This window comes from Geodermatophilus sp. SYSU D00700 (assembly GCF_054050255.1).
Window position 1 is genome coordinate 20,046 of the sequence record NZ_JBJGZA010000040.1, and the last position, 19,820, is coordinate 39,865.

Genomic DNA, 19,820 nt, shown 5'->3' on the forward strand with positions numbered 1-19,820 from the left:
TGGGAAGAGTGCCTCTGACGGGACGGATGGAGTTTCATGGACCTGCGAGGAGTGCTGGCTGCGCTTCGAGCGGCCTGGTGGTTCCCGGTCGCAGGCCTCCTCATGGGAGGCGTTGCGGCACTGCTGGCGAGCATCCTACAGACGCCCCTCTACACGTCGACGACACAACTTTTCGTCTCCACGACCAACTCCGCATCGCCGTCAGACGTGTTTCAGGGCGGACAGTTCTCGCAGCAGCGAGTCGCGTCGTATGTGGAACTGATTCAAGGTGAGGAGCTCGCTCAGCGGGTCATCGACCAGCTTGACCTGGACATCTCACCACAGGACCTGACCGAAGAGATTGCGGCTTCGGCGTCAAGCGAGACGGTGCTGATCGACGTCACGGTCACCGATCCTGCCCCGGCGCAAGCGCGGCGCATAGCCCAGGTTGTCGGTAGCGAGTTCATCACGTTCGTAACGGAGCTTGAGACGCCCCCGGGTGGCAGTTCATCGCCAGTGAAGGTCACCGTGAGTCAGGCTCCTGAGGTCGCAGAGGCGCCGGTCTCGCCGCAACCTGGCCGCAACGCAGCGCTCGGCCTGTTAGCAGGGGCTCTCGTTGGAGCGGCGATGGCGATTGTGAGGCGCCTCATGGATCGCTCGGTGAAGGCGGCCGATGAGGCGGCTGACATGAGCGGCGCTCCGGTGATCGGCATCGTGCTCCAGGACGATTCACTGGCGAAGCAGCACGTCATCGACCGCAGGACCACCAACCGCACCGCGGAGGACTACCGGCAACTGCGCACCAACCTGCAGTTCCTCAACGTGGACGAGCCACCGAAGGTCATCATGATCACGAGCGCTGTCCCCTCGGAGGGCAAGACGACGGCGGTCGTGAACCTGGCGCTCGCGTTGGCCGAATCGGGCCGGTCCGTAACTGTCGTGGAGGCCGATCTGCGCCGCCCCAAGGTGACTCGCTACCTCGGCATGGTCGGCGGCGTGGGTTTGAGCAATATCCTTGCCGGGAGCGCTGATGTAGACGACGTACGACAGCGTTATGGAAACGCTCAGTTCTATGTCATCGCAGCCGGGCCCACGCCACCGAACCCCGCCGAACTCCTGGCGTCGACTCACATGTCCGGACTGCTCGACAAGCTCCGGGCCGAAAACGACTTCGTCCTCGTCGATGCCCCCCCGCTGCTTCCGGTGGCTGACTCCACCGGACTAGCGGTAATGATGGACGGCGTCCTCCTCTCCGTCCGGTACGGCAGTACCCGTAAGGATCAGCTGCAGCAAGCCGCTGCGGCGCTCACCCGTGTTGGTGCGAGGACGCTCGGCATCATCCTCAATATCGTGCCGCCGAAGGCGGAGATCGCCACGGCCTATGGCCACGGGTACAGCTATGGCTATGACGCGGATCAGCGCTCCTCGGACTGAGTGCTACACGGGCCTCCCCCCGAGCCGTCCCATGGCTACAAAGCCGGGACGTCGCGTGTGACGGCGAGTCAGGCACCTTCTGGCGACGAAGACCGCAGCCTTTCAGGAGCCTTCTCGAGCTCCAGCTCGGTCACCCGGCGGCGCAGCCGAGCCGGCTCATCGACCCTGACCGGCCCACCGGGCGTGGCCCGCTCCCGCCTGAGCACACCGCCCCCCGTTGCGCAGCGTCTCCTGGTCGACATCGAGCTCGAGGGCGACGTCGCGCACGCTGCGGCCGCCGTCGACAACCAGCATCGCCGCCTGTCGGCGGAAGTGCTCGAAGTCCTGGCTGACCCGTCCCAACCGGGTCCTCCTTCCCGGCTTGTGCCAAGCATGGAGGTGTCCGGCCCACGGGGGGTCACCTCAGGCCGGAGGACGCGGTGGGATCAGCGACTCGACCAGCGCCCACAGCTCGTCACTGATCAGCCGCGGCGGCGGGGGAGACGCCGGCGACGACATGACTTGGACCCTGCGCCGATCTACCTCAGCTCGACAGAGCCCGAGTACCTACTTCCGCAACGTCTTCTGACTCATCTAGGACGGCAACGTCCTGACCTCCACAATGTCGGGGTGCCCCGCCACTGGTTGCCTGAGCCGGTCTTCGCCGTGCTCCTGGTGTGCACGGGAAACATCTGTCGGTCGCCACTGGCCGAGTGCTTGGGGCGGGCCTATCTGAAGCAGGTACTCGAGAAGGATGCCGGCCTAGTCCGGTTGAGCAGTGCCGGTGTGCGGGCGGTTGTCGGCTCCGCTATGCACCCCGACAGTGCTTTAGTCCTGCGTGGCCTGGGCGGCGACCCGGACGGCTTCGTAGCCTGCCAACTCGTCGAGGACATGGTGATCGATGCCGATCTCACGCTCACCCTGACTCGGGACCACCGTCGCGAGGTGCTCAGGGTAGCCCCGCGCGCGCTGAACAAGACCTTCACACTCCGCGAGGCCGCTGACCTCGTCGAGCTGGTCGGTGAGGACGTGGCCGTAGCAGGGGACGGGCTTCCGGAGCGCGCCCGAAACCTGGTCAAGCACCTCGCCGCTGCGCGGTCACGTCGGCAGAGCAGCCCGGACGACGACGTCCGCGACCCCATTGGTCTGCCGGCCGAGGTGCACGCGGAGGTCGGGGATGTCATCGCGAGGGCATTGCTCCCTGTGCTGGCCCGGATCGCCGCACTGCGACCCGGGGATGTCGGCCGACCGGATCAGGATGAGCTGACGCCGTCCCCTGGTAGGTAGAGGTGCGGTATCAGAGCGCCACGGGCGCCGGCAGACGGGAGCGCACGCTGGTGAAGAGGATGTCAGCCAGTGGTCGCAGCGCCACAGCGATCACACCGGCGACCTCCCGATGTACTGAGCTGCGCTCCCCGATCGGGTCCCTGATGTCGTCGTCCACGGTGATGCGAGTAGACCGAGCTGCATCAAGGCGCACGCCGAGGTGGCGGGCGCGTGGTGTAAGCGGCAAGAGGTCCAGCCCGCCGAGATCCGCCCAGCTGAGCAGGTCAGCTGCTTCGGTCAGTGTGAACGTCCGCCGTAGACCTCGCGGTGTCGTCTCGAGGACCGCCCTTCGCTGTTGTCGCGTCATGGTCACCACCAGATCGGCGGCTTCCGCCAGTTCCGGCGTGTAGGCCCGGGAACGGAATCCCTCGGGGCTCACTCCGTGCTCGGTCAGAGCAGCCGCAGCATGCGGGTCCATGAGCCGGCCGGTGGCCGCGGACAGGCCCGCGCTGGTGATCTGAACGTCAGCCTTCTCAGGGCTGCGCGACAGCTTCTCCCAGGCCCAGCTCTTCGCCAGGTGCTCGGCGATCGGCGAGCGGCAGAGGTTGCCCGTGCAGACGAAGAGGATGCGCACCTCTCGACGCTAGGGCGATCCTCGACCACCGGGAATGGGCCAACCGTAGCGCCTCACTCAAGGTAGGGACGGCGCTCCTCGCATCGCAGTTATGTAAGCATGACGTCAAAGAGGAGCTGGGGCCTGGTGGCCTGGGCTGAGGGATCCTCCCGGACTCCGCGGCCGTCGATGACAGTTGCCAGGGTGGACCTGGCCGACGCCGTCCTGGTGCTCAACAGGTAGCGCCTGTGGCGAGACCATGACCCGGTCGCGGTGGCGCTCGTCCGGCAGAAGCGGATCCCCGACGGACGCAACGTCCTCCGCCGAAAAGCTGGATTGCCGCCTCTGGACCCACTGCGCCCTCAAGACTCCGCGATGGGGTCTGTGGGCGCCGGTCCGTCGAGCTGGGTACCTTCCCGCCATGGCACGGGGGACCCACTGGTGGAGCGAGCCGCCCGCGTGGGCGTGGGTCACGATGGTGGCCGGGCTGGTCACGATCGTCGTCCTGCTGCCCATCGCCCTCGACCGCGCCGCACCGGCCTCCAGCGCCACCGGCGCGCCGGCGACCGCGGGCGAGAGCGGGTCGAGTCCCACGCCCACCGCGTCCGCCGCGCCGTCCGCCGAGCCCGCGGACTCCGCACGGGTCGTCGTCATCGGTGACAGCGACACGGGCGGCGCCGCGGGGGAGGTCGCGTGGCCTGCGTTGCTGGACGAGCGACTGCCCGACGCCGAGATCGAGTCCGTCACCACCGGCGACTCCGGCTACGTCTCCACCACGGCGCAGGAGTCGACGCTGACCGACCTCGTCGCCGAGGCCGACCTCTCCGATGTCGACCTCGTCGTCCTGTTCGGCAGTCGCTTCGATGCGTCGGGGATCTCGGACCAGGTGTCCGCGGCCGCTGAGGAGAGCATCGCCACGGTCAGGGACGAGGCCCCCGATGCGGCACTGGTGGTCATCGGGCCCGTGTGGCCAGGTGGTGACCCGCCGGCGGGGGTCCGCAACAACCGCGACGTCGTCCGTGCCGCGGCGGAGGCCGCTTCGGTGCCGTTCGTCGACCCCCTGACCGAGGGCTGGCTCGCCGAGGACGCCGGATCGGTCGGCGAGGACGACGTCCACCTGACCGACGAAGGGCAGGCGGCACTCGCCGGCCTCGTGCAACCGGTGGTCGAGGGAGCGCTCGACGAGGCGGCGGGGGCAGGGGCCACCTCGGGCGGGTGAGCCGTCAGTAGGCGCCGGAGCCGCGCACGACCGCGCCGACGGTCTTCCACAGGATCATCAGGTCGAGGGCCAGGGACCAGTTCTCCACGTACCGGACGTCGATGCGGACCGAGTCGTCCCAGGAGAGGTCGGACCGCCCGCTGACCTGCCAGAGGCCGGTCAGCCCGGGCTTCACCAGGAAACGCCGCCGCATGTCCGTCCCGTACTGCTCGACCTCCCTGGCCAACGGCGGACGGGGACCCACCAGTGACATGTCCCCGCGGAGCACGTTGATCAGCTGGGGGAGTTCGTCGATGGAGTAGCGACGCAGCGTCCTCCCGACCCGGGTGACCCGCGGGTCGTCCCTCATCTTGAAGAGGACCCCGTTGCCCTCGTCGGCCGCGGCCAGCAGCTCCACGAGTCGAGGTGCGTCCTGCACCATGCTGCGGAACTTGAGCATCGTGAAGGTCTCGCCGCACCGCCCGACCCGCTCCTGACGGAAGAACACCGGTCCTGGGCTGCTGACGCGCACCGCCACGGCGACCGCCAGCAGTACGGGCGCGAGGACCAGTAGTCCCACGGCGGCCGCGCTGCGGTCGACGACCTCCTTCGTGAACCGGCGGACCCCGGTGAGCTCGGGGCGCTCCATGTGCAGCAACGGCAGGCCCGCGACCGGGCGGATGTGCACCCGGGGACCCACCACGTCGGTGACCGCGGGGGCCAGCAGGAGCTCGGCGTCGGTGTCCTCCAGTTCCCACCCGAGCCGCCGGAGCACGGAGCCGTGCAGGTCGGGTCCGGGGAGGACGGCGACCGTGTCGACCTCGAACCGGTTCACGACGTCGGCGACCTCGGCCACGTCGCCGAGGACGGGCAGGCCGTTGAACGCATCAGCCCCGGTCGCCTGCTCCCCGGCCGGCAGGCAGCAGCCGATGACCCGGTATCCCTGGTGCGGCGACCGCTGCAGTTGCTCGTCGAGCGCCGCGACGGCGGCACGCGGACCGACCAGGATCGTCGTCTGCAGGTACTGCCCACGCTGGCGCTCGTGGCGGAGCCAGTGCCGGTGCACGAGGCGGCTGGCCAGTGTCAGGAGGGCGGCCAGAGGGAGGGTGAGGACGACGAACCCGCGTGCCACCTCCAGCCGGAGGGCCCAGGAGACCGTCCCGACGACCGCGAGCACGACCACGGCCGCGGCGAGGACCCTGCGGTACTCCTCGACGCCGATCCAGAGGAACCGTTCCTCGTACGTCCGGGCGACCGACATCGCCGGCAGCCACACGACCGGGACGAGCAACGCCTCCCACAGGGGTGGCCGTGGACCGAGTGCGGCGATCACCTCGAACCACAGCCAGTAGCCGACGAGACCGGCGAGTACGGCGCACACAGCATCCAGGGCCACCGTCCGTCGGACGTAGTTCCGCCGCCAGGCGCGTCGGGCGATGGTGCCCTCGCCGCGGATGCCGGGGGCGAAGAGGTCCCACCCGTCAGTGGACGGCGACGTCACGGACGTCCGTCTCGAGCCGTGCACGCTGGTAGCCGACATGCTCACTCCCCGTTCACCCCGTGGACGGCGGACACCAGAGGCTGCACGTCCGCGCCGTGTCATTGGGCCACGGAGCCCCCGGCGACACCACTCCGAGTGCCCGGACGTCACAGCGGGGCACGACGACCTCACTGTGGCGAACGATGAGGGGCCGTGTGGGTCTGACCACGGGGTTCGTGGCCAGCCGGTTGCCTCGTGATCTCCGTCTCACGGCGCTGTGGGGAGCCGGTTCCGACCGGTACCCTCCCCATGGTGCGGGCCGACGCCTATCGTCTGTCGGTCAGCGAAGGCCAGTGCTGTACGGGGGTCGGCCATGTCCCTGCTCGATGTCCGTGACGGAACCGTCCGTCCTGCGACCGGATCGGTCGGGGCCGGTTGGTCTCCGTTCGCCAGCCGCCTGCGGGGGGATGGAACCGTCGCCCGACGTGCGTGGCGTCGCGCCTACGTGCGCCGCACGCTCGTCATGGACGCTCTCTCGGCTGCGGTGGCAGGAGGCGCCGGCTACCTCATCCGCTTCGGCTCGAACCAGAACGAGGTCACGCATGCCTCGGTCTGGTTCGCGCTCGCGCTGCCGTTCGTGTGGGTCCTCGCGATGCTCGTCGGCCGGGCTTACGAGGAGCGGTTCCTCTGGGTCGGACCCGACGAGTTCCGTCGTGTCTTCGACGCTGCGGTCCTCCTGCTCGCCGGAGTCGCGACGGTGTGCTGGGGGCTGGACCTCGACGTCGCCCGGGGCTTCGTCGTCGTGGCCCTGCCCCTCGCCGCTGTCCTGACGCTCGGCGCGCGCGTGGCCCACCGGCAGTGGCTGCGCCGGGAGCGCGGCCGCGGCAGGTACCAGCAGACGACCCTGCTGGTGGGGCACCGGAGCGCCGTGGCGGCACTCGACGAGCAGATCGACCGCGAGGCCCAGCACGGGCTGAAGGTCATCGGCTGCTGCCTGCCGGCCGGACACGACCCGCTCGTCGACGCCTTCAACGGGCTCCCGGTGCTCGGTGGCCTCCACGAGGTGGCCGCGGTGGTCCGTGAGTACGAGGTCGACACGGTCGCCGTGCTGCCCTGCCCTGAGCTCGACGGGTCGGCGTTGCGTCGACTGGGTTGGGAACTCGAGGACACGCCGTCGGAGCTGCTGCTGGCGCCGGCGGTCACGGAACTCGTCGGGTCGCGAGTGCGCATCCGGCCGGTCAGCGGCCTGCCGCTGCTGCACATGGAGCGCCCAGAGCTCAAGGGCGTGCGTCGGCTGGCCAAGGAGGCGTTCGACCGCACCAGCGCCGCGCTCGGCCTCCTGCTGCTCCTCCCGCTGCTCGTCGGCGTGGCGGTCACCATCACGACGACGAGCCGCGGTCCGGTCTTCTTCCGGCAGGAGCGCGTGGGCCGCGACGGCAAGCCGTTCCGGATGTTCAAGTTCCGGAGCATGGTGGTCGACGCGGATCGCATGGTCGACGCCCTCGCTGCTGAGACCGACGGCAACGGCGTGCTGTTCAAGAAGAAGGTCGACCCTCGCGTCACCCGGGTCGGCCGTGTGCTCCGGCGCTACTCGATCGACGAGCTCCCGCAGTTGATCAACGTGCTCCGCGGGGACATGTCGCTGGTCGGCCCCCGACCGCCCCTCCGGCATGAGGTCGACAGGTACGGCCACGACATGCACCGCCGGTTCCTCGTCAAGCCGGGCCTCACGGGCCTCTGGCAGGTCAGCGGCCGCTCGGACCTCTCCTGGGACGACTCGGTGCGCATGGACGTGCGCTACGTCGAGAACTGGTCGCTGGCCTTCGACGCGATGATCCTGTGGAAGACCGTCGGAGCCGTTCTGCGTGGCTCCGGTGCCTACTGACCAGAGCGGTCGTGGACCGTCCGGCGGACGCCCCTCGATCTCAAGGGGCGCCCGCTCCGCCGACCGTCGCCGCTCGTCGCCACCGGAGTGCCACCGGCCGAGCGCTCAGAGCCCCGGGCGCACCTGACCGCAACGGCACGCGTACAGGCTCGACCCGCTGAAGGGGTCGTCAGCCACCCACCGGAAGCGGTGCAGGTGCCAGGCCCACGACCGCCGTCCCCTGTGACGACGTCCCGGGGCGCGGCGGCTGCTCACGGCCCCAGTCTGACATCGGGGCGGCCGGTCTGTTGTGGTGCCAGCGGCTGGGGCCAAGGGCACGGTTGGCACGGCTGGTCAGCGGGGGACGTCGGGCAGGGCCTGCTGAGCGAACTCGTCGGCGTTCTGCGACAGCGAGTCGTTGCGCAGGTAGCCCCACATCCGCTCGCCGGTGACCTCGTCGAGGTAGACGACGCTGGCCGAGCCCTCGGTGCCGGTGCCCAGCACCGGGGCGGTGAACGAGGCGACGTCCTCCGGGCGCAGGTCGCGCAGCGAGTAGGCCAGTGAGAGCAGGTCGGCGTTGCCCAGGGTGTCGTCGACGGCGACCGCACGGGTCACCGCGAGCAGCGCGGCATCGAGTCGGCCGGGATCGGTCAGGGTCCCGGAGCTGAACAGCTGGCTGAACACGGCCTCGATGAACTGCTGCTGGCGGCGCACCCGGTCGAAGTCGCCACCCTCCAGGCCGTAGCGCTGACCGAGGTACCAGCGGGCCTGGTCGCCGTCGAGGTGGTTGACCCCGGCCGGGAACGTGTACGGGCCGTTGCTGGTGGTCTCCGCCACCACGACGTCGACCCCGCCCAGGTCGTCGGTGACCTGGATGATCCCCTCGAAGTCGATGGCCACGTAGTGGTCGATGCGGACGCCGGTCACCTGCTCGACGGTCTGGATCAGCAGCGACGGGCCGCCGTAGGCGTAGGCCGCGTTGATCTTGCCCATCCCGTGGCCGGGGATCTCGACCCACGAGTCGCGCGGGATGGAGACCAGCTGGGCGTGCCGCCGGTCGCCCGAGAACCGCGCGATCATGATCGCGTCCGAGCGGCCGCCCTCGGCGATGCCCTCGTCCGCGGAGCCGCGGCTGTCGGTGCCCACGAGCAGGAAGGTGACCGGCTCGGCGGCGGCGCTCTCGGCGGGCGTGGCCGGCGCAGGTCGCGCGTCCTCCTCGAGGCCGGCGAACACGTCGCCGACCCGGTCGATGTTCCCGGCGTAGCGATCGGTGAGGTACCACAGGCCCCCGCCGACCACTGCCACCAGGACGACCAGCAGCACGCCGAGCACGGTGAGGAACCGGCGCAGACCGCGCCGCCGGCCCTGTGGCCGCGCAGGGGTAGCCGGTTCGTCGACGAGCAACGTCGACCTGTCTCGTGGCTCGTCGCTCATCCGGACCCCCGTGACGATCGGTCGCCGACGAGGCTAGGCGCAGGGCGCGGACCTGCCCAACCTCCTGCCTCGCCGGGGTGAGACGGCAGGGGTGGTGATGCGGAGTGTGTCGGACCTCGCGGATGCTCTCCTGAGGCATCACCCACGCGGTACCGCGGATCGGACCGCGCGGATACTGCCCCGGAGGACGGACTGGCCGCCCAGCGTGGCAGCCCGAGGAGGAACAGGGGGAGGGCGCGTGCGCCTGCTCGTGACCGGCGGTGCCGGGTTCATCGGAGCGAACTTCGTGCACCAGACCGTGCGGGAGCACCCGGAGCACGAGGTCACGGTGCTCGACGCGCTCACCTACGCGGGTAACGAGGCCTCGCTGGCCGGCGTGCGTGACGCGATCACCTTCGTGCACGGGTCGGTCACCGACGCCGCGCTCGTCGCCGACCTGGTCCGCGGCAGCGACGCCGTCGTCCACTTCGCCGCGGAGAGCCACAACGACAACTCGCTGGCCGACCCGGCGCCGTTCCTGCAGACCAACGTCGTCGGCACCTACACGCTGCTGGAGGCCGTGCGCCGGCACGACGTCCGGTACCACCACGTCTCCACCGACGAGGTCTACGGCGACCTCGAGCTCGACGACCCGCACCGGTTCACCCCGGAGACGCCGTACAACCCGTCGAGCCCCTACTCATCGACGAAGGCCGCCTCGGACCTCCTGGTGCGCGCGTGGGTGCGCTCCTACGGCGTGCGGGCGACCATCTCCAACTGCTCGAACAACTACGGCCCGTACCAGCACGTCGAGAAGTTCATCCCGCGGCAGATCACCAACGTGCTGGACGGCCGGCGCCCGCGGCTCTACGGCGCCGGGCAGAACGTGCGCGACTGGATCCACGTCGAGGACCACAACACCGCGGTGCACGACGTCCTCGAGCGCGGCCGGACCGGCCACACCTACCTCATCGGTGCCGACGGCGAGGTGGACAACCGCACGGTGCTGGCCACGATCCTCGAGCTGATGGGCCAGCCCGCCGACGCGTTCGACTCGGTCACCGACCGCGCCGGGCACGACCTGCGCTACGCCATCGACGCGACCAAGCTGCGCGAGGAGCTGGGCTGGCGGCCCCGCTACACCGACTTCCGCGAGGGGCTGGCCGCCACCATCGCCTGGTATCAGGACAACGAGGACTGGTGGCGGCCGCTGAAGGACCGGGTCGAGGCGGCCTACGCCGCACGCGGGCAGTGACCGCCGTCGTCCTCGGTGCGCGGGGGCAGGTCGGCCGCGCGCTGGCCCGCCGGTTCCCCGACGCCCGGGCGCTCGACCGGACGGCGCTGGACCTCGCCGACCCGGCCGCCGTCGCCGCGCACGACTGGACCGGGGTCGACCTGTTGCTCAACGCCGCCGCGTACACGCAGGTCGACACGGCGGAGGACCCCGCCGAGCTGCCCCTGGTGCGGGCGGTCAACGTCGACGGCGTGGGCGCCCTCGCCCGGGTCGCACGCGACCGCGGGGCCACGCTCGTGCACTTCTCCAGCGAGTACGTGTTCGACGGCGAGGTGCGCGGGCCGATCCCCGAGGACGCCCCCGTCCGCCCGTTGAGCGTCTACGGGCGGAGCAAGGCCGACGGCGACCGGTTCGTCACCGCGCTCGACCGGCACCTGCTGGTGCGCACCACGTGGGTCGTGGGGGAGGGGCGCAACTTCGTGCGCACCATGGCCGCCCTCGCCGACCGGGGCGTCAGCCCCGCCGTCGTCGACGACCAGGTCGGCCGGCTCACCTTCGCCGAGGACCTGGCCGCCGCCGTCAGCCACCTCCTCGAGGCCGGGGCCTCCGGCACCTACAACGTCACCTGCGCCGGAGCGCCGGCCTCCTGGGCCGACGTCGCCGAGATCGTCTTCGCCGCCCGCGGGCGTGATCCCCGCGACGTCCGCCGGGTCGGCACCGCCGAGTACCTCGCCGACAAGCCCGGTGCCGCGCCCCGGCCGCTCAACAGCGTCCTCGACCTCGCCCGGCTCGAGTCCACCGGCTTCCGGCCGCGCGACTGGCGAACCGCCCTCGACGCGTACCTGCCCTCGCTGCCCCGCTGAGAGGTGTTCCGCCCGGCACTCCGGCCGGGCACCACGCACGGCGTGTCCGTGGCAGGACGCCTCCAGCGGCTCGAGCGTCCACGCCTGCCGGGGTGGTGTCGTCCGGCTGGCCCCTACGGGGTCACCCGGCCAGCGACTCCGCGCGCGGCCACCGCGCCGGCGTGGTGCACTTCGGTGCCTAAGTGTCGACTCGGCGGGAGGGAGACGTCGGTGCGCATCTCGGTCATCGGATGTGGGTACCTGGGTGCCGTCCACGCGGCGTCGATGGTGGAGTTGGGCCACGAGGTGGTCGGGGTCGACGTCGACCAGCGCAAGGTCGCCGCGCTGCGCGCCGGCCGGTCCCCGTTCTACGAACCCGGCTTCGAGGAGCTGCTGCAGCACTCGCTGGCCTCAGGGCGCCTGTCCTTCAGCACCGACGTCGCCGTTGCGGCCGGTGCGCAGGTGCACTTCGTCTGCGTCGGGACCCCGCAGAAGCACGGCGAGTACGCCGCGGACCTGCGCTACGTCGAGGCGGCCGTGGAGTCGCTGCTCGGGGTCCTCGAGCCCGGTGAGCTGGTGGCCGGGAAGTCGACCGTCCCGGTGGGGACGGCGGCGCAGCTGGCGGAGCTCGTGGGCGGCAAGGTGCCCGGCGCCCTGGTGGCGTGGAACCCGGAGTTCCTCCGGGAGGGGTTCGCCGTCCGGGACACGCTGCACCCCGACCGGCTGGTCTACGGGCTGCCCGCCGACGGCGACGGCGCCCTCGCCGAACGGCTGCTCGACGAGGTCTACGCGCCGATCGTGGCGCGCGGGACGCCCAAGGTGACCACCGACTACGCCACCGCCGAGATGGTCAAGACCGCCGCCAACTCCTTCCTCGCCACCAAGATCTCCTTCATCAACGCCATGGCCGAGCTGTGCGAGGCCACCGGCGCCGACGTCAAGCAGCTGGCCGACGCGATCGGCTACGACGAGCGGATCGGGCGGCGGTTCCTCAACGCCGGCCTCGGCTTCGGCGGCGGCTGCCTGCCCAAGGACATCCGCGCGTTCATGGCCCGCGCCGGTGAGCTGGGTGCCGACCAGGCGCTGACGTTCCTGCGCGAGGTCGACAACATCAACATGCGCCGTCGGATCCGGATGGTCGAGCTGGCCCGCGAGGTGCTCGACGGCTCGCTGCTGGGCAAGCGGGTGGCCGTCCTGGGGGCGGCGTTCAAGCCCGACTCCGACGACATCCGCGACTCCCCGGCCCTCAACGTCGCCGCGCAGTTGCAGCTGCAGGGCGCCGTGGTGTGCGTGACCGACCCCGCTGCCGTCGACAACAGCCGCCGCGAGTGGCCGCACCTGGACTTCGCCGCGACGCCGGAGGAGGCCGCCGAGCGGGCCGACGCCGTCCTGGTGCTCACCGAGTGGAAGCAGTACCGCGACCTCGACCCCGTCGACTTCGGCCGGGTGGTGCGCCAGAAGCGGGTTCTCGACGGCCGCAACGCCCTCGACCGCGAGGCCTGGACCGCCGCGGGCTGGACCTACCGCGCGCTGGGCCGCCGCGCCGGCTGAGGCACCACGGACGCGCCGCAGGGCGACCGGAGTGCCGTCCGAGACCCCTGGGGTGCGCCGGGCTGCCTCATCCGGCCCGGTCGTCCCGGTGACTCCGCACGTCCCAGTCACACCGGCGCTGGGACGGCGCGGTCCCGTCCGTGCGATGGACTGCCTCCGTGGACGGCGTGTGGCTGTGGATCGTGGGTGGGCTGCTCGTGTGGGCGGTCGTCGCCGTCGGGCTCGGCGTGTTGCTCGGCAGGAGCATCCGCATGGCGGACCGGGTCGAGACCGCGTCCCCGGACGACGGGCGCACCCCGACGACGCCGGGCCCGGTGCCGGCCTCGACGAGGGGCGCGGTGAGTTGGGCCTAGCCCCCGGATGACCGAGTAGGTCGCGGCCGCGGCCAGTCTCCGCCACGCCGACCTGCGCTGCTCCAGCGTCGCCGAGGTGACGGAGCGGGCGTGGACCGAGCCCGTCGGTACGCCCAGCGCCGGCGACCCGGGCCGGGTGATCGCCTCCGCAGACACCCTCCGCGCCGTCCTCGGCCAGGAGGCCCGCCACGACGGGCGCAACAGGAAGGGCCCCAGCGTGGGCGGACCGGACGGAGTCCCGGGGGCGCAGCGGTCCGATCCCTCGCCGGGGGTGGTGACCCGGGCGCCGCTCGTCGCCCCACCCGTCCGGGTGGTCCCGTCCGCCCCGCCTGACCCGGTGGTGTGACCGGACGGTCACGTCCGGGCCGGTTCCTGCCGATGACAGGCACGTGTGGACGTGGATCGTCGGCGGGGTCGCCGCGTGGGTGGTCGTCGCCGTCGTCTTCGGCGTCGTCCTGGGCCGGGGCATCCGGCTGGCCGACGAGCGGTCGCCGGGCACCGGCGTCCCCCGGCCGCTGACTCCCGGGGCATCCGCCGCCCGCCCCGTGCGCCGCCGGGTGCCGCTCCCGCCGGTCGGGATCGCGCTCGCCTTCCTCGCCGTCGCGCTCGAGACGGTCGGGTACGCCCTGCGCCTGGACGGCAGTACCGGTCCCCTCGCGCAGACGCTGTCGATGGACGCCCCCTGGTCCCTGCCGCGGGTGTACGTCGCCGCGCTCTTCGCCGCGGCCGCGCTCGCCGCCGTCGCCGGCGCGGCGCGCAACCCCGGCCGGCGCACCTGGTGGCTCGCCGTCGGCGCGGTGGCCGCCGGCATCGCGGTGGTCAAGGCTGGGAGCACCGTGCACATGACGGTCATGGCCGAGCTGACGTCGCTGACCTCGCCCGCCGGGGCGGTCGCGATCAGCGCCCTGGGCGCGGTCGCCGTCCTGGCCGTGCTCGCCTTCCTCAGCCGCGCCGAGCGCCGTGACCGGCGCCGGGTGCTGAGCACCCTCGGCCTCTACGCGGTCGCCGCGGTCGGCCTGTCGGCGGTCCCCGGGCTCGTCGGGGGCCAGTGGACGGCGATGGCGACCTTCGTGGAGGAGTCCGGCGAGGCGCTGGCCGGCGTCGCCGTGCTCGTCGCCGTCCTCGTGGGTGTCGCGCCGCGCCTGGTGCTGTCCGCCGCGTGGCTGCGCCGCCAGGACGACGCGCTGTCGCTCGAGGCGCCGGCCGTGCGCACGCCCACCGTGCAGGAGGGCGGCCGGCCCTAGGCTCCGCGCGTGCTCGCGCTGCTCGCCGACCTCCGGGAGCAGGCGCGCGCCGCGCTGCGGCCCGACGCCTGGGAGTACTACGAGGCCGGTTCCGGCGACGAGGTCACCGCCGGGGAGGCCGAGGCCGCCTGGCGCGACTTCCGGCTGCGCCCGCGCGTGCTGCGCGACGTCTCGCGGGTCGACGTGGCCACCACCGTGCTCGGCGCCCGGCTCACCTCGCCGTTCGTCGTCGCCCCGATGGCCTTCCACGCGCTCGCGCACCCCGACGGCGAGTGCGCCACCGTGCGCGGCGCCGGCGACGCCGGGTGCCTGACCGTCGTGTCCACCCGGGCCTCGCGCCCGCTCGAGGACGTCGCCGCGGCGGCGACCGGGCCGTGGTGGTTCCAGGCCTACCTGATGCGCGACCGCGGGCTCACCGAGGCGCTGGTCCGGCGGGGCGCCGCGGCCGGCGCCGGCGCCGTCGTGCTCACCGTCGACACCCCCTACGTCGGCCGCAAGCAGCGGGTCGGCGGGGTGCGGATCGGCGTGCCCGACGACGAGTACCTCGTCAACCTCGCCCGGCACCTGGTCCCCGGCACGGTCGGGCGCGAGTCGGCCGAGCAGGACCCGTCGATCACGCCGGACGTCGTCGCCCGGCTGGCCGAGGTCGGCGGCCTGCCGGTCGTGGTCAAGGGCGTGCTGCGCGGCGACGAGGCGCTGCGCTGTGTGGCGGCCGGTGCCGCCGGCGTGGTCGTCTCCGCGCACGGCGGGCGCCAGCTCGACCGGGCGCTGCCCAGCGCGCACGCCCTCGCCGACGTCGTCGCGGCGGTCGGGGGCCGGGTGCCCGTGCTGGTCGACGGCGGCATCCGCAGCGGCACCGACGCGCTGGTCGCCCTCGGGCTGGGCGCCACCGCGGTGCTCGTGGGCCGGCCGGTGCTGTGGGCGCTCGCCGCCGGGGGAGCCCCCGCCGTCACCGCGCTGCTGCAGGAGCTGACCGCCGACCTGCGGCACGTGCTGGCGCTGGCCGGTGCGACGTCACCGGCTGACCTCGACCCGGCCGTGGTGGTCCGCCGCTAGGACGCCGTCCACTCGAGCAGCTCGTCGGCGGTCCAGGTGTTGACCACCCGGTCGACGTCGACGCCGGTCTCGACGGCGCGCTCGCAGCCGTTGCCCTGCCAGTCGAGCTGGCCGGGGGCGTGGGCGTCGGTGTCGATCGCGAACTCGCAGCCCAGCTCGACGGCGAGGGAGAGCAGCCGCAGCGGCGGGTCGAGACGCTCGGGCCGGGAGTTGATCTCGACGGCGGTGCCGTGCTCGACGCAGGCGCTGAACACGGCCTCGGCGTCGAAGGCGCTCTCCGGGCGCGGCCGCTGACGCCGTCCCTCCCGCTGCTCCCGCGGGATGAGCAGCCGGCCGGTGCAGTGGCCGAGGACGTCGGTGTGCGGGTTGGCGACGGCGGCGAGCATCCGCTCGGTCATCGCCGCGGCCTCGGCGCGCAGGTCGGAGTGGACGCTGGCGACCACGACGTCGAGGCGGCCGAGCAGCTCGTCGGTCTGGTCGAGGCCGCCGTCGAGGAGGATGTCGCACTCGATGCCGGTGAGGATCCGGAAGGGGTGCAGCTCCTCGTTGAGCGTGGCGACGACGTCGAGCTGGCGCTCCAGCCGCTCGGCGGTGAGCCCGTTGGCGACGGTCAGCCGCGGCGAGTGGTCGGTCAGCGCCATGTACTCGTGGCCGAGGGCGATCGCCGCCTCGGCCATCTCGCGGATCGGGCTGCCGCCGTCGGACCAGTCGGAGTGGGTGTGCAGGTCGCCGCGCAGGGTGCTGCGGAACTCGGCGACGTCGTCGGCCAGCGGCACGAGCTCGGCGTGGGCCTCCTCGAGCCGGGCCAGGTACTCGGGGACCTCGCCGGCGTGCGCCTGCACGATCGCGGCGCCGGTCTTGGGGCCGATGCCCCGCAGGTCGGTCAGTGTCCGGGTGCGGATCCGGCGGTCGAGCTCGCCCTCCGGCAGCGCGTCGACGACCGCGGCCGCGGTGCGGAACGCCGCGACCCGGTGCGTGGGCTCGCGGGCGCGCTCCAGGAGGAAGGCGATCCTCCGGAGCGCGGCCGCGGGCGGGAGGGGAGTGCTCAGCTGGTGGCCTTCTTCGCCTTCTTCTCGGCCTTCCGCTGCGCCTTGGCGGCGCGCCGGGCAGCCTTCTCGTACGTGCGCTCGGTGTTGTCGGCGGCACGCTTCGCCGCGCGGCGGGCGCGGTAGCCGACCGACGGGCGGCCCTCGGTGTCGACGGCGGCGATCAGCAGTCCGCCGAGCAGGCCCGCGTTCTTGAGCAGGTTCGACAGCTGACCGAAGCGCTCCTCGGGGTCCTCGTGCTCCCAGAAACGGTGCCCGGCCAGCGTGGTGGGGACGATGCTCCCGGCCAGCGCCAGCGCGCTGAGCCGGGGGAGCTTGCCCAGCGCGAGCAGGGACCCGGCGCCCACCTTGATGCCGGCGTCAATCCGTACCCACTGCTCGACGTCGCGCGGCACCTGCACCGGCAGCTGCTGGTCGGCGGTCTTCGTGATCGTGTCGACCACCGGCGCCGCTCCTGGCACGCGGGTCTGCGGGTTGCGCAGGGTGTCGATGCCGCCGTAGACGAACGACGCGGCGAGCAGGGGCCGGGCGATCCGGCGGACCAACATGGAGGACCTCTTCCGTCGACGGGACTGGCTGCGTGTCCCTTGCCCGCACGGCGCGGAGGGACACCCCGGGACGGAACCTAGTGACCGCCGTCCCTCCGCGCGCGGCGTGGACTCCTGCCGAGGGGTGCGGCTCTTGCGCTCGTGCCCGCACTCCCGCGGTGCTGCGACACCGCAGGAGCGCGGACCGCACCGCAGGAGCGGCGGCTCGGGACGTGCGGTGGCAGTACACGGTCAGCGGCGCACGCGTGCCGGATGCGAACGACGCGGACGCCGTGCCCGTCTCGCCGTCGCAGGTCACCGGCTGCGGACCCGACCACAGGTGCACGGAGAGCGCCCGCGCTGCCGCCAGCAGGGTCCCCCGCCGGACGCTAGACCCTGCGCCGGGCCCGGTAGGCGGCGACCGAGGAGCGGCTGGCGCAGGTGTTGGAGCAGTACCGGCGGCTGGCGTTGCGGGAGGTGTCGACGTAGACGTCGTCGCAGCCCTCGGCCGAGCACACGCCCAGCCGCTGCCAGCCGTGCTGGGCGACCACCTGCGACAGGCCCATCGCCACCGTCGTCGTCAACTGCTCGAGCGCGGGGGCGTCGGGACGGGCGTAGTGCAGGTGCAGCTCGCCGTCGTGGTCGGTGGCGTACGGGTGCGGCCGGGCCAGCGCGAGCAGCTCGTTGAGGCGGGCGATGACCGTCTCCTGCGACCCGGCGACGGCGACGGCGCGGACGAGGTCGGCGGTGGCCGCCGCCCGGCGGGTCTCCGCGGCGGTGAGGTCCAGGCCGGTCGCGGGCGTGAACCACTCCTCGTGGGCGCGCAGGAAGGTGCCGGCCCAGCCCGGGTCGCCGTCGCGGTCGGCGTTGGCGAGGTCGATCGCCAGCTCGACCGCGTTCGACCCGTAGGTGTCGTAGTTCATATGACTCCCTACCGCCCGGTCGCTGACCGGTTCGCTAGCCTCGGGACTGCGTAGGGAGTCAACGGCGTTTGACTCCCTACTGTTCCGTTCATCCCCCGCAAGCCGAAACGAGTTCCGTCGTGCGTTCGTACCTGTCCGTCTGGCGCCTGCCGTCCGCCCCCGTCCTGCTGCTCGCCGGCTTCGCCGGCCGGCTGCCCTCGGCGATGGTCCCGCTGGCACTGCTGCTCATGGTGCAGCAGCAGACGGGCTCCTACGCGATCGCCGGTCTCGCGTCGGCTGCCTACGGTCTCGCGATGGCCGCCATGGCCCCCGTCCTCGGCCGGCTGGCCGACCGGCGCACCCCGCGCCCGGTCCTGCTGGCCCAGGGCGCCGCCTACCCGCTCCTGCTGGCCCTGCTGGTGCTCGCGGTCCTCGGCGGCGCGCCGACGCCGGCCGTCCTCGCCGCCTCGGCCGCGGCCGGCGCCGGGACGCCGCTGGTCTCCGGCACCGTCCGCGCCCTGTGGTCGCGGGTCGACCCGCGGGTCCGCACCACCGCCTTCGCCCTCGACGCCACCGCCACCGAGCTGGTCTTCGTGGCCGGCCCGACCGCCGTCGCGACCCTGGCCGTGCTGGCCGGCCCCGCGTGGGCGCTCGGCGTCGCCGGGACGCTGGCGGTCACCGGTGCGCTGGCCATCGCGACGTCGGCGGCGATGCGCGGCTGGGTGCCCGTGCCGGCCGCGGAGCGCACCAGCGCCTTCGCCACCGTGCTGACGCCGGGCATGCCGCGGGTGCTGCTCAGCGGCTCGGCGCTGATGCTCGGCTTCGGCGCGCTCGAGGTGGCCATCCCCGCCTTCGCCGACGCCGCCGGGTCCCCGGGCCTGTCCGGCCTGCTGCTGGCGCTGTGGTCGCTGGGGTCGGTGGCCGGTGGCCTGTGGTTCGGCGCCCGCGTCGTCAGCGCCTCGCTGCCGCGCCAGTACCGGTGGTTGCTGCTCGGCGTCACCATCGGCCTGGCGCCGCTGGCCGCCGCGTCGAGCCCGTGGGTGCTCGGGGCGCTGCTCTTCCTCGGCGGGACGGCGATCGCGCCCACGATGACCGTGCAGAACTCCCTGGTCGGCGCGCTGGCGCCGGCGCACGCCACCACCGAGGCCTTCACCTGGCTCTCGACGATGGCCACCGGCGCGTCGGCGCTGGGTGCGGCGCTCGGCGGCGCGCTGATCGACGGTCCGTCCGGGGTGACCGGCAGCCTGCTGCTGGCCGTCGCCGGCGCCGCGACGGCGGTGCTGGTGACCCTGGTGCCGGGCCGCCCCGCGCCGGCGCGGGTGGGGCAGCGGGTCGCGGTCTGACCGGTGCTCCCGGCCCGGGCCACCCCCGGGCTGGGAGCCCCACCGAGGCCGCTGGTAGTCTCATCGGCGGTGGTACCGGGGGAACTCGGACCCCGGGAGGCTTCGCCTAGTCCGGTCTATGGCGCCGCACTGCTAATGCGGTTTGGGTTAATCCCCATCCCGGGTTCAAATCCCGGAGCCTCCGCGCACGACAACTGAACACTCCGCACCCGTAGCTCAACGGATAGAGCATCTGACTACGGATCAGAAGGTTAGGGGTTCGAATCCCTTCGGGTGCACGTCTGGTTGAGACAGCACTGCGGCCCCGCTCTCCTCGCGAGAGCGGGGCCGTCGTGTGTCCGGACCCGACGCTCCCCGATCCGACTGCCGGACCGGCCGGCACCCCTGCGGCGCCGCGGGGGGGGGGGGGGGGGGGGCGGGGCCCCCCCCCGCCCCCCGCGCCGCCGGGGCGCCGGGGCGGGGCCGCCCCGCCCGGCGGCGCGGGCCGCCACCCCCG

General features: G+C 72.7%; 18 protein-coding genes, 2 tRNA genes and 1 pseudogene. 13 read left to right on the plus strand and 8 right to left on the minus strand.

All coding sequences use genetic code 11. The annotated features are described in order from the left end of the window. Positions 1-36: 36 nt before the first annotated feature. Positions 37-1,413: a polysaccharide biosynthesis tyrosine autokinase gene (locus ACI79V_RS20635; RefSeq protein ID WP_456892289.1), complete on the plus strand. Its 1,377-nt coding sequence runs from the start codon at positions 37-39 to the stop codon at positions 1,411-1,413. Positions 1,414-1,569: 156 nt separating this feature from the next. Here the strand turns inward: ACI79V_RS20635 and ACI79V_RS20640 are convergent, their stop codons facing one another. Together ACI79V_RS20640 and ACI79V_RS20645 are read right to left on the minus strand one after the other, a co-directional pair. Further along, positions 1,570-1,755, minus strand: a complete 186-nt coding sequence (locus tag ACI79V_RS20640) for a transposase (RefSeq protein ID WP_456892291.1) — start codon at positions 1,753-1,755, stop codon at positions 1,570-1,572. Positions 1,756-1,818: 63 nt separating this feature from the next. Further along, positions 1,819-1,911, minus strand: a pseudogene (locus tag ACI79V_RS20645) (IS5/IS1182 family transposase); the annotation flags it as partial. A 111-nt stretch (positions 1,912-2,022) separates the two neighbouring features. Between ACI79V_RS20645 and ACI79V_RS20650 the strand changes: the two are divergent. After that, positions 2,023-2,679 carry an arsenate reductase/protein-tyrosine-phosphatase family protein gene (locus ACI79V_RS20650; RefSeq protein WP_456892293.1) on the plus strand — a complete coding sequence of 219 codons (657 nt, stop codon included), beginning with the start codon at positions 2,023-2,025 and terminating at the stop codon, positions 2,677-2,679. Between the two features lie 10 nt (positions 2,680-2,689). On the opposite strand, the gene ACI79V_RS20655 is transcribed toward ACI79V_RS20650, so the two are convergent. Continuing rightward, positions 2,690-3,292, minus strand: coding sequence for an arsenate reductase/protein-tyrosine-phosphatase family protein (locus ACI79V_RS20655; RefSeq protein ID WP_456892295.1), 603 nt, complete (start codon positions 3,290-3,292; stop codon positions 2,690-2,692). Between the two features lie 400 nt (positions 3,293-3,692). On the opposite strand from ACI79V_RS20655, the gene ACI79V_RS20660 reads away from it, so the two are divergent. Further along, positions 3,693-4,490, plus strand: coding sequence for an SGNH/GDSL hydrolase family protein (locus ACI79V_RS20660; protein ID WP_456892297.1), 798 nt, complete (start codon positions 3,693-3,695; stop codon positions 4,488-4,490). Between the two features lie 4 nt (positions 4,491-4,494). Here the strand turns inward: ACI79V_RS20660 and ACI79V_RS20665 are convergent, their stop codons facing one another. After that, complete coding sequence (locus ACI79V_RS20665) at positions 4,495-5,970, minus strand: sugar transferase (protein ID WP_456892299.1); 1,476 nt, start codon at positions 5,968-5,970, stop codon at positions 4,495-4,497. A 502-nt stretch (positions 5,971-6,472) separates the two neighbouring features. Here ACI79V_RS20665 and ACI79V_RS20670 point away from each other — a divergent pair. After that, on the plus strand, positions 6,473-7,834 hold the full coding sequence (locus ACI79V_RS20670) for a sugar transferase (protein WP_456892300.1): 1,362 nt from the start codon (positions 6,473-6,475) through the stop codon (positions 7,832-7,834). 333 nt (positions 7,835-8,167) lie between these two features. Here the strand turns inward: ACI79V_RS20670 and ACI79V_RS20675 are convergent, their stop codons facing one another. Next, entirely contained in the window at positions 8,168-9,136 is a 969-nt protein-coding gene (locus ACI79V_RS20675; RefSeq protein WP_456892301.1) for an LCP family protein, read from the minus strand. A gap of 349 nt (positions 9,137-9,485) precedes the next feature. On the opposite strand from ACI79V_RS20675, the gene rfbB reads away from it, so the two are divergent. From rfbB to ACI79V_RS20705, 6 genes are all read left to right on the plus strand, one after another. Further along, complete coding sequence (gene rfbB, locus ACI79V_RS20680; protein ID WP_456892302.1) at positions 9,486-10,481, plus strand: dTDP-glucose 4,6-dehydratase; 996 nt, start codon at positions 9,486-9,488, stop codon at positions 10,479-10,481. After that, positions 10,478-11,323, plus strand: a complete 846-nt coding sequence (locus ACI79V_RS20685; protein WP_456892303.1) for an SDR family oxidoreductase — start codon at positions 10,478-10,480, stop codon at positions 11,321-11,323. The genes rfbB and ACI79V_RS20685 overlap by 4 nt, the downstream gene beginning before the upstream one ends. Positions 11,324-11,533: 210 nt before the next feature. Then, entirely contained in the window at positions 11,534-12,853 is a 1,320-nt protein-coding gene (locus ACI79V_RS20690; protein ID WP_456892304.1) for a UDP-glucose dehydrogenase family protein, read from the plus strand. Between the two features lie 158 nt (positions 12,854-13,011). Further along, on the plus strand, positions 13,012-13,206 hold the full coding sequence (locus tag ACI79V_RS20695) for a hypothetical protein (RefSeq protein ID WP_456892306.1): 195 nt from the start codon (positions 13,012-13,014) through the stop codon (positions 13,204-13,206). A 389-nt stretch (positions 13,207-13,595) separates the two neighbouring features. After that, a complete protein-coding gene (locus ACI79V_RS20700; RefSeq protein WP_456892308.1) occupies positions 13,596-14,450 on the plus strand; it encodes a hypothetical protein in 855 nt (284 codons plus the stop codon). Between the two features lie 9 nt (positions 14,451-14,459). Continuing rightward, positions 14,460-15,506, plus strand: a complete 1,047-nt coding sequence (locus tag ACI79V_RS20705; RefSeq protein ID WP_456892310.1) for an alpha-hydroxy acid oxidase — start codon at positions 14,460-14,462, stop codon at positions 15,504-15,506. On the opposite strand, the gene ACI79V_RS20710 is transcribed toward ACI79V_RS20705, so the two are convergent. The 3 genes from ACI79V_RS20710 to ACI79V_RS20720 form a co-directional block, all read right to left on the minus strand. Then, positions 15,503-16,555 carry a PHP domain-containing protein gene (locus tag ACI79V_RS20710; RefSeq protein WP_456892316.1) on the minus strand — a complete coding sequence of 351 codons (1,053 nt, stop codon included), beginning with the start codon at positions 16,553-16,555 and terminating at the stop codon, positions 15,503-15,505. The genes ACI79V_RS20705 and ACI79V_RS20710 overlap by 4 nt on opposite strands. Further along, positions 16,552-17,100 (minus strand): DoxX family protein, encoded by a 549-nt coding sequence (locus ACI79V_RS20715; RefSeq protein WP_456875260.1) that lies wholly within the window; start codon positions 17,098-17,100, stop codon positions 16,552-16,554. The genes ACI79V_RS20710 and ACI79V_RS20715 overlap by 4 nt, the downstream gene beginning before the upstream one ends. Positions 17,101-17,468: 368 nt before the next feature. Continuing rightward, entirely contained in the window at positions 17,469-18,002 is a 534-nt protein-coding gene (locus tag ACI79V_RS20720) for a CGNR zinc finger domain-containing protein (protein ID WP_456892312.1), read from the minus strand. Positions 18,003-18,121: 119 nt separating this feature from the next. Here ACI79V_RS20720 and ACI79V_RS20725 point away from each other — a divergent pair, with 119 nt between their 5' ends. From ACI79V_RS20725 to ACI79V_RS20735, 3 genes are all read left to right on the plus strand, one after another. Further along, positions 18,122-19,324, plus strand: a complete 1,203-nt coding sequence (locus tag ACI79V_RS20725) for an MFS transporter (protein WP_456892314.1) — start codon at positions 18,122-18,124, stop codon at positions 19,322-19,324. Positions 19,325-19,419: 95 nt separating this feature from the next. Beyond that, positions 19,420-19,508: transfer RNA gene (locus tag ACI79V_RS20730), tRNA-Ser, on the plus strand. A gap of 21 nt (positions 19,509-19,529) precedes the next feature. After that, positions 19,530-19,602 (plus strand) — tRNA-Arg (locus ACI79V_RS20735). Positions 19,603-19,820: the final 218 nt, after the last annotated feature.

Bases quoted from the DNA above. Each gene is read 5' to 3' on its own strand.
- ACI79V_RS20635 (WP_456892289.1), top strand. From the start codon at position 37: ATGGACCTGCGAGGAGTGCTGGCTGCGCTTCGAGCGGCCTGGTGGTTC.
- ACI79V_RS20660 (WP_456892297.1), top strand. From the start codon at position 3,693: ATGGCACGGGGGACCCACTGGTGGAGCGAGCCGCCCGCGTGGGCGTGG.
- ACI79V_RS20670 (WP_456892300.1), top strand. From the start codon at position 6,473: ATGGACGCTCTCTCGGCTGCGGTGGCAGGAGGCGCCGGCTACCTCATC.
- ACI79V_RS20715 (WP_456875260.1), bottom strand. From the start codon at position 17,100: ATGTTGGTCCGCCGGATCGCCCGGCCCCTGCTCGCCGCGTCGTTCGTC.
- ACI79V_RS20720 (WP_456892312.1), bottom strand. From the start codon at position 18,002: ATGAACTACGACACCTACGGGTCGAACGCGGTCGAGCTGGCGATCGAC.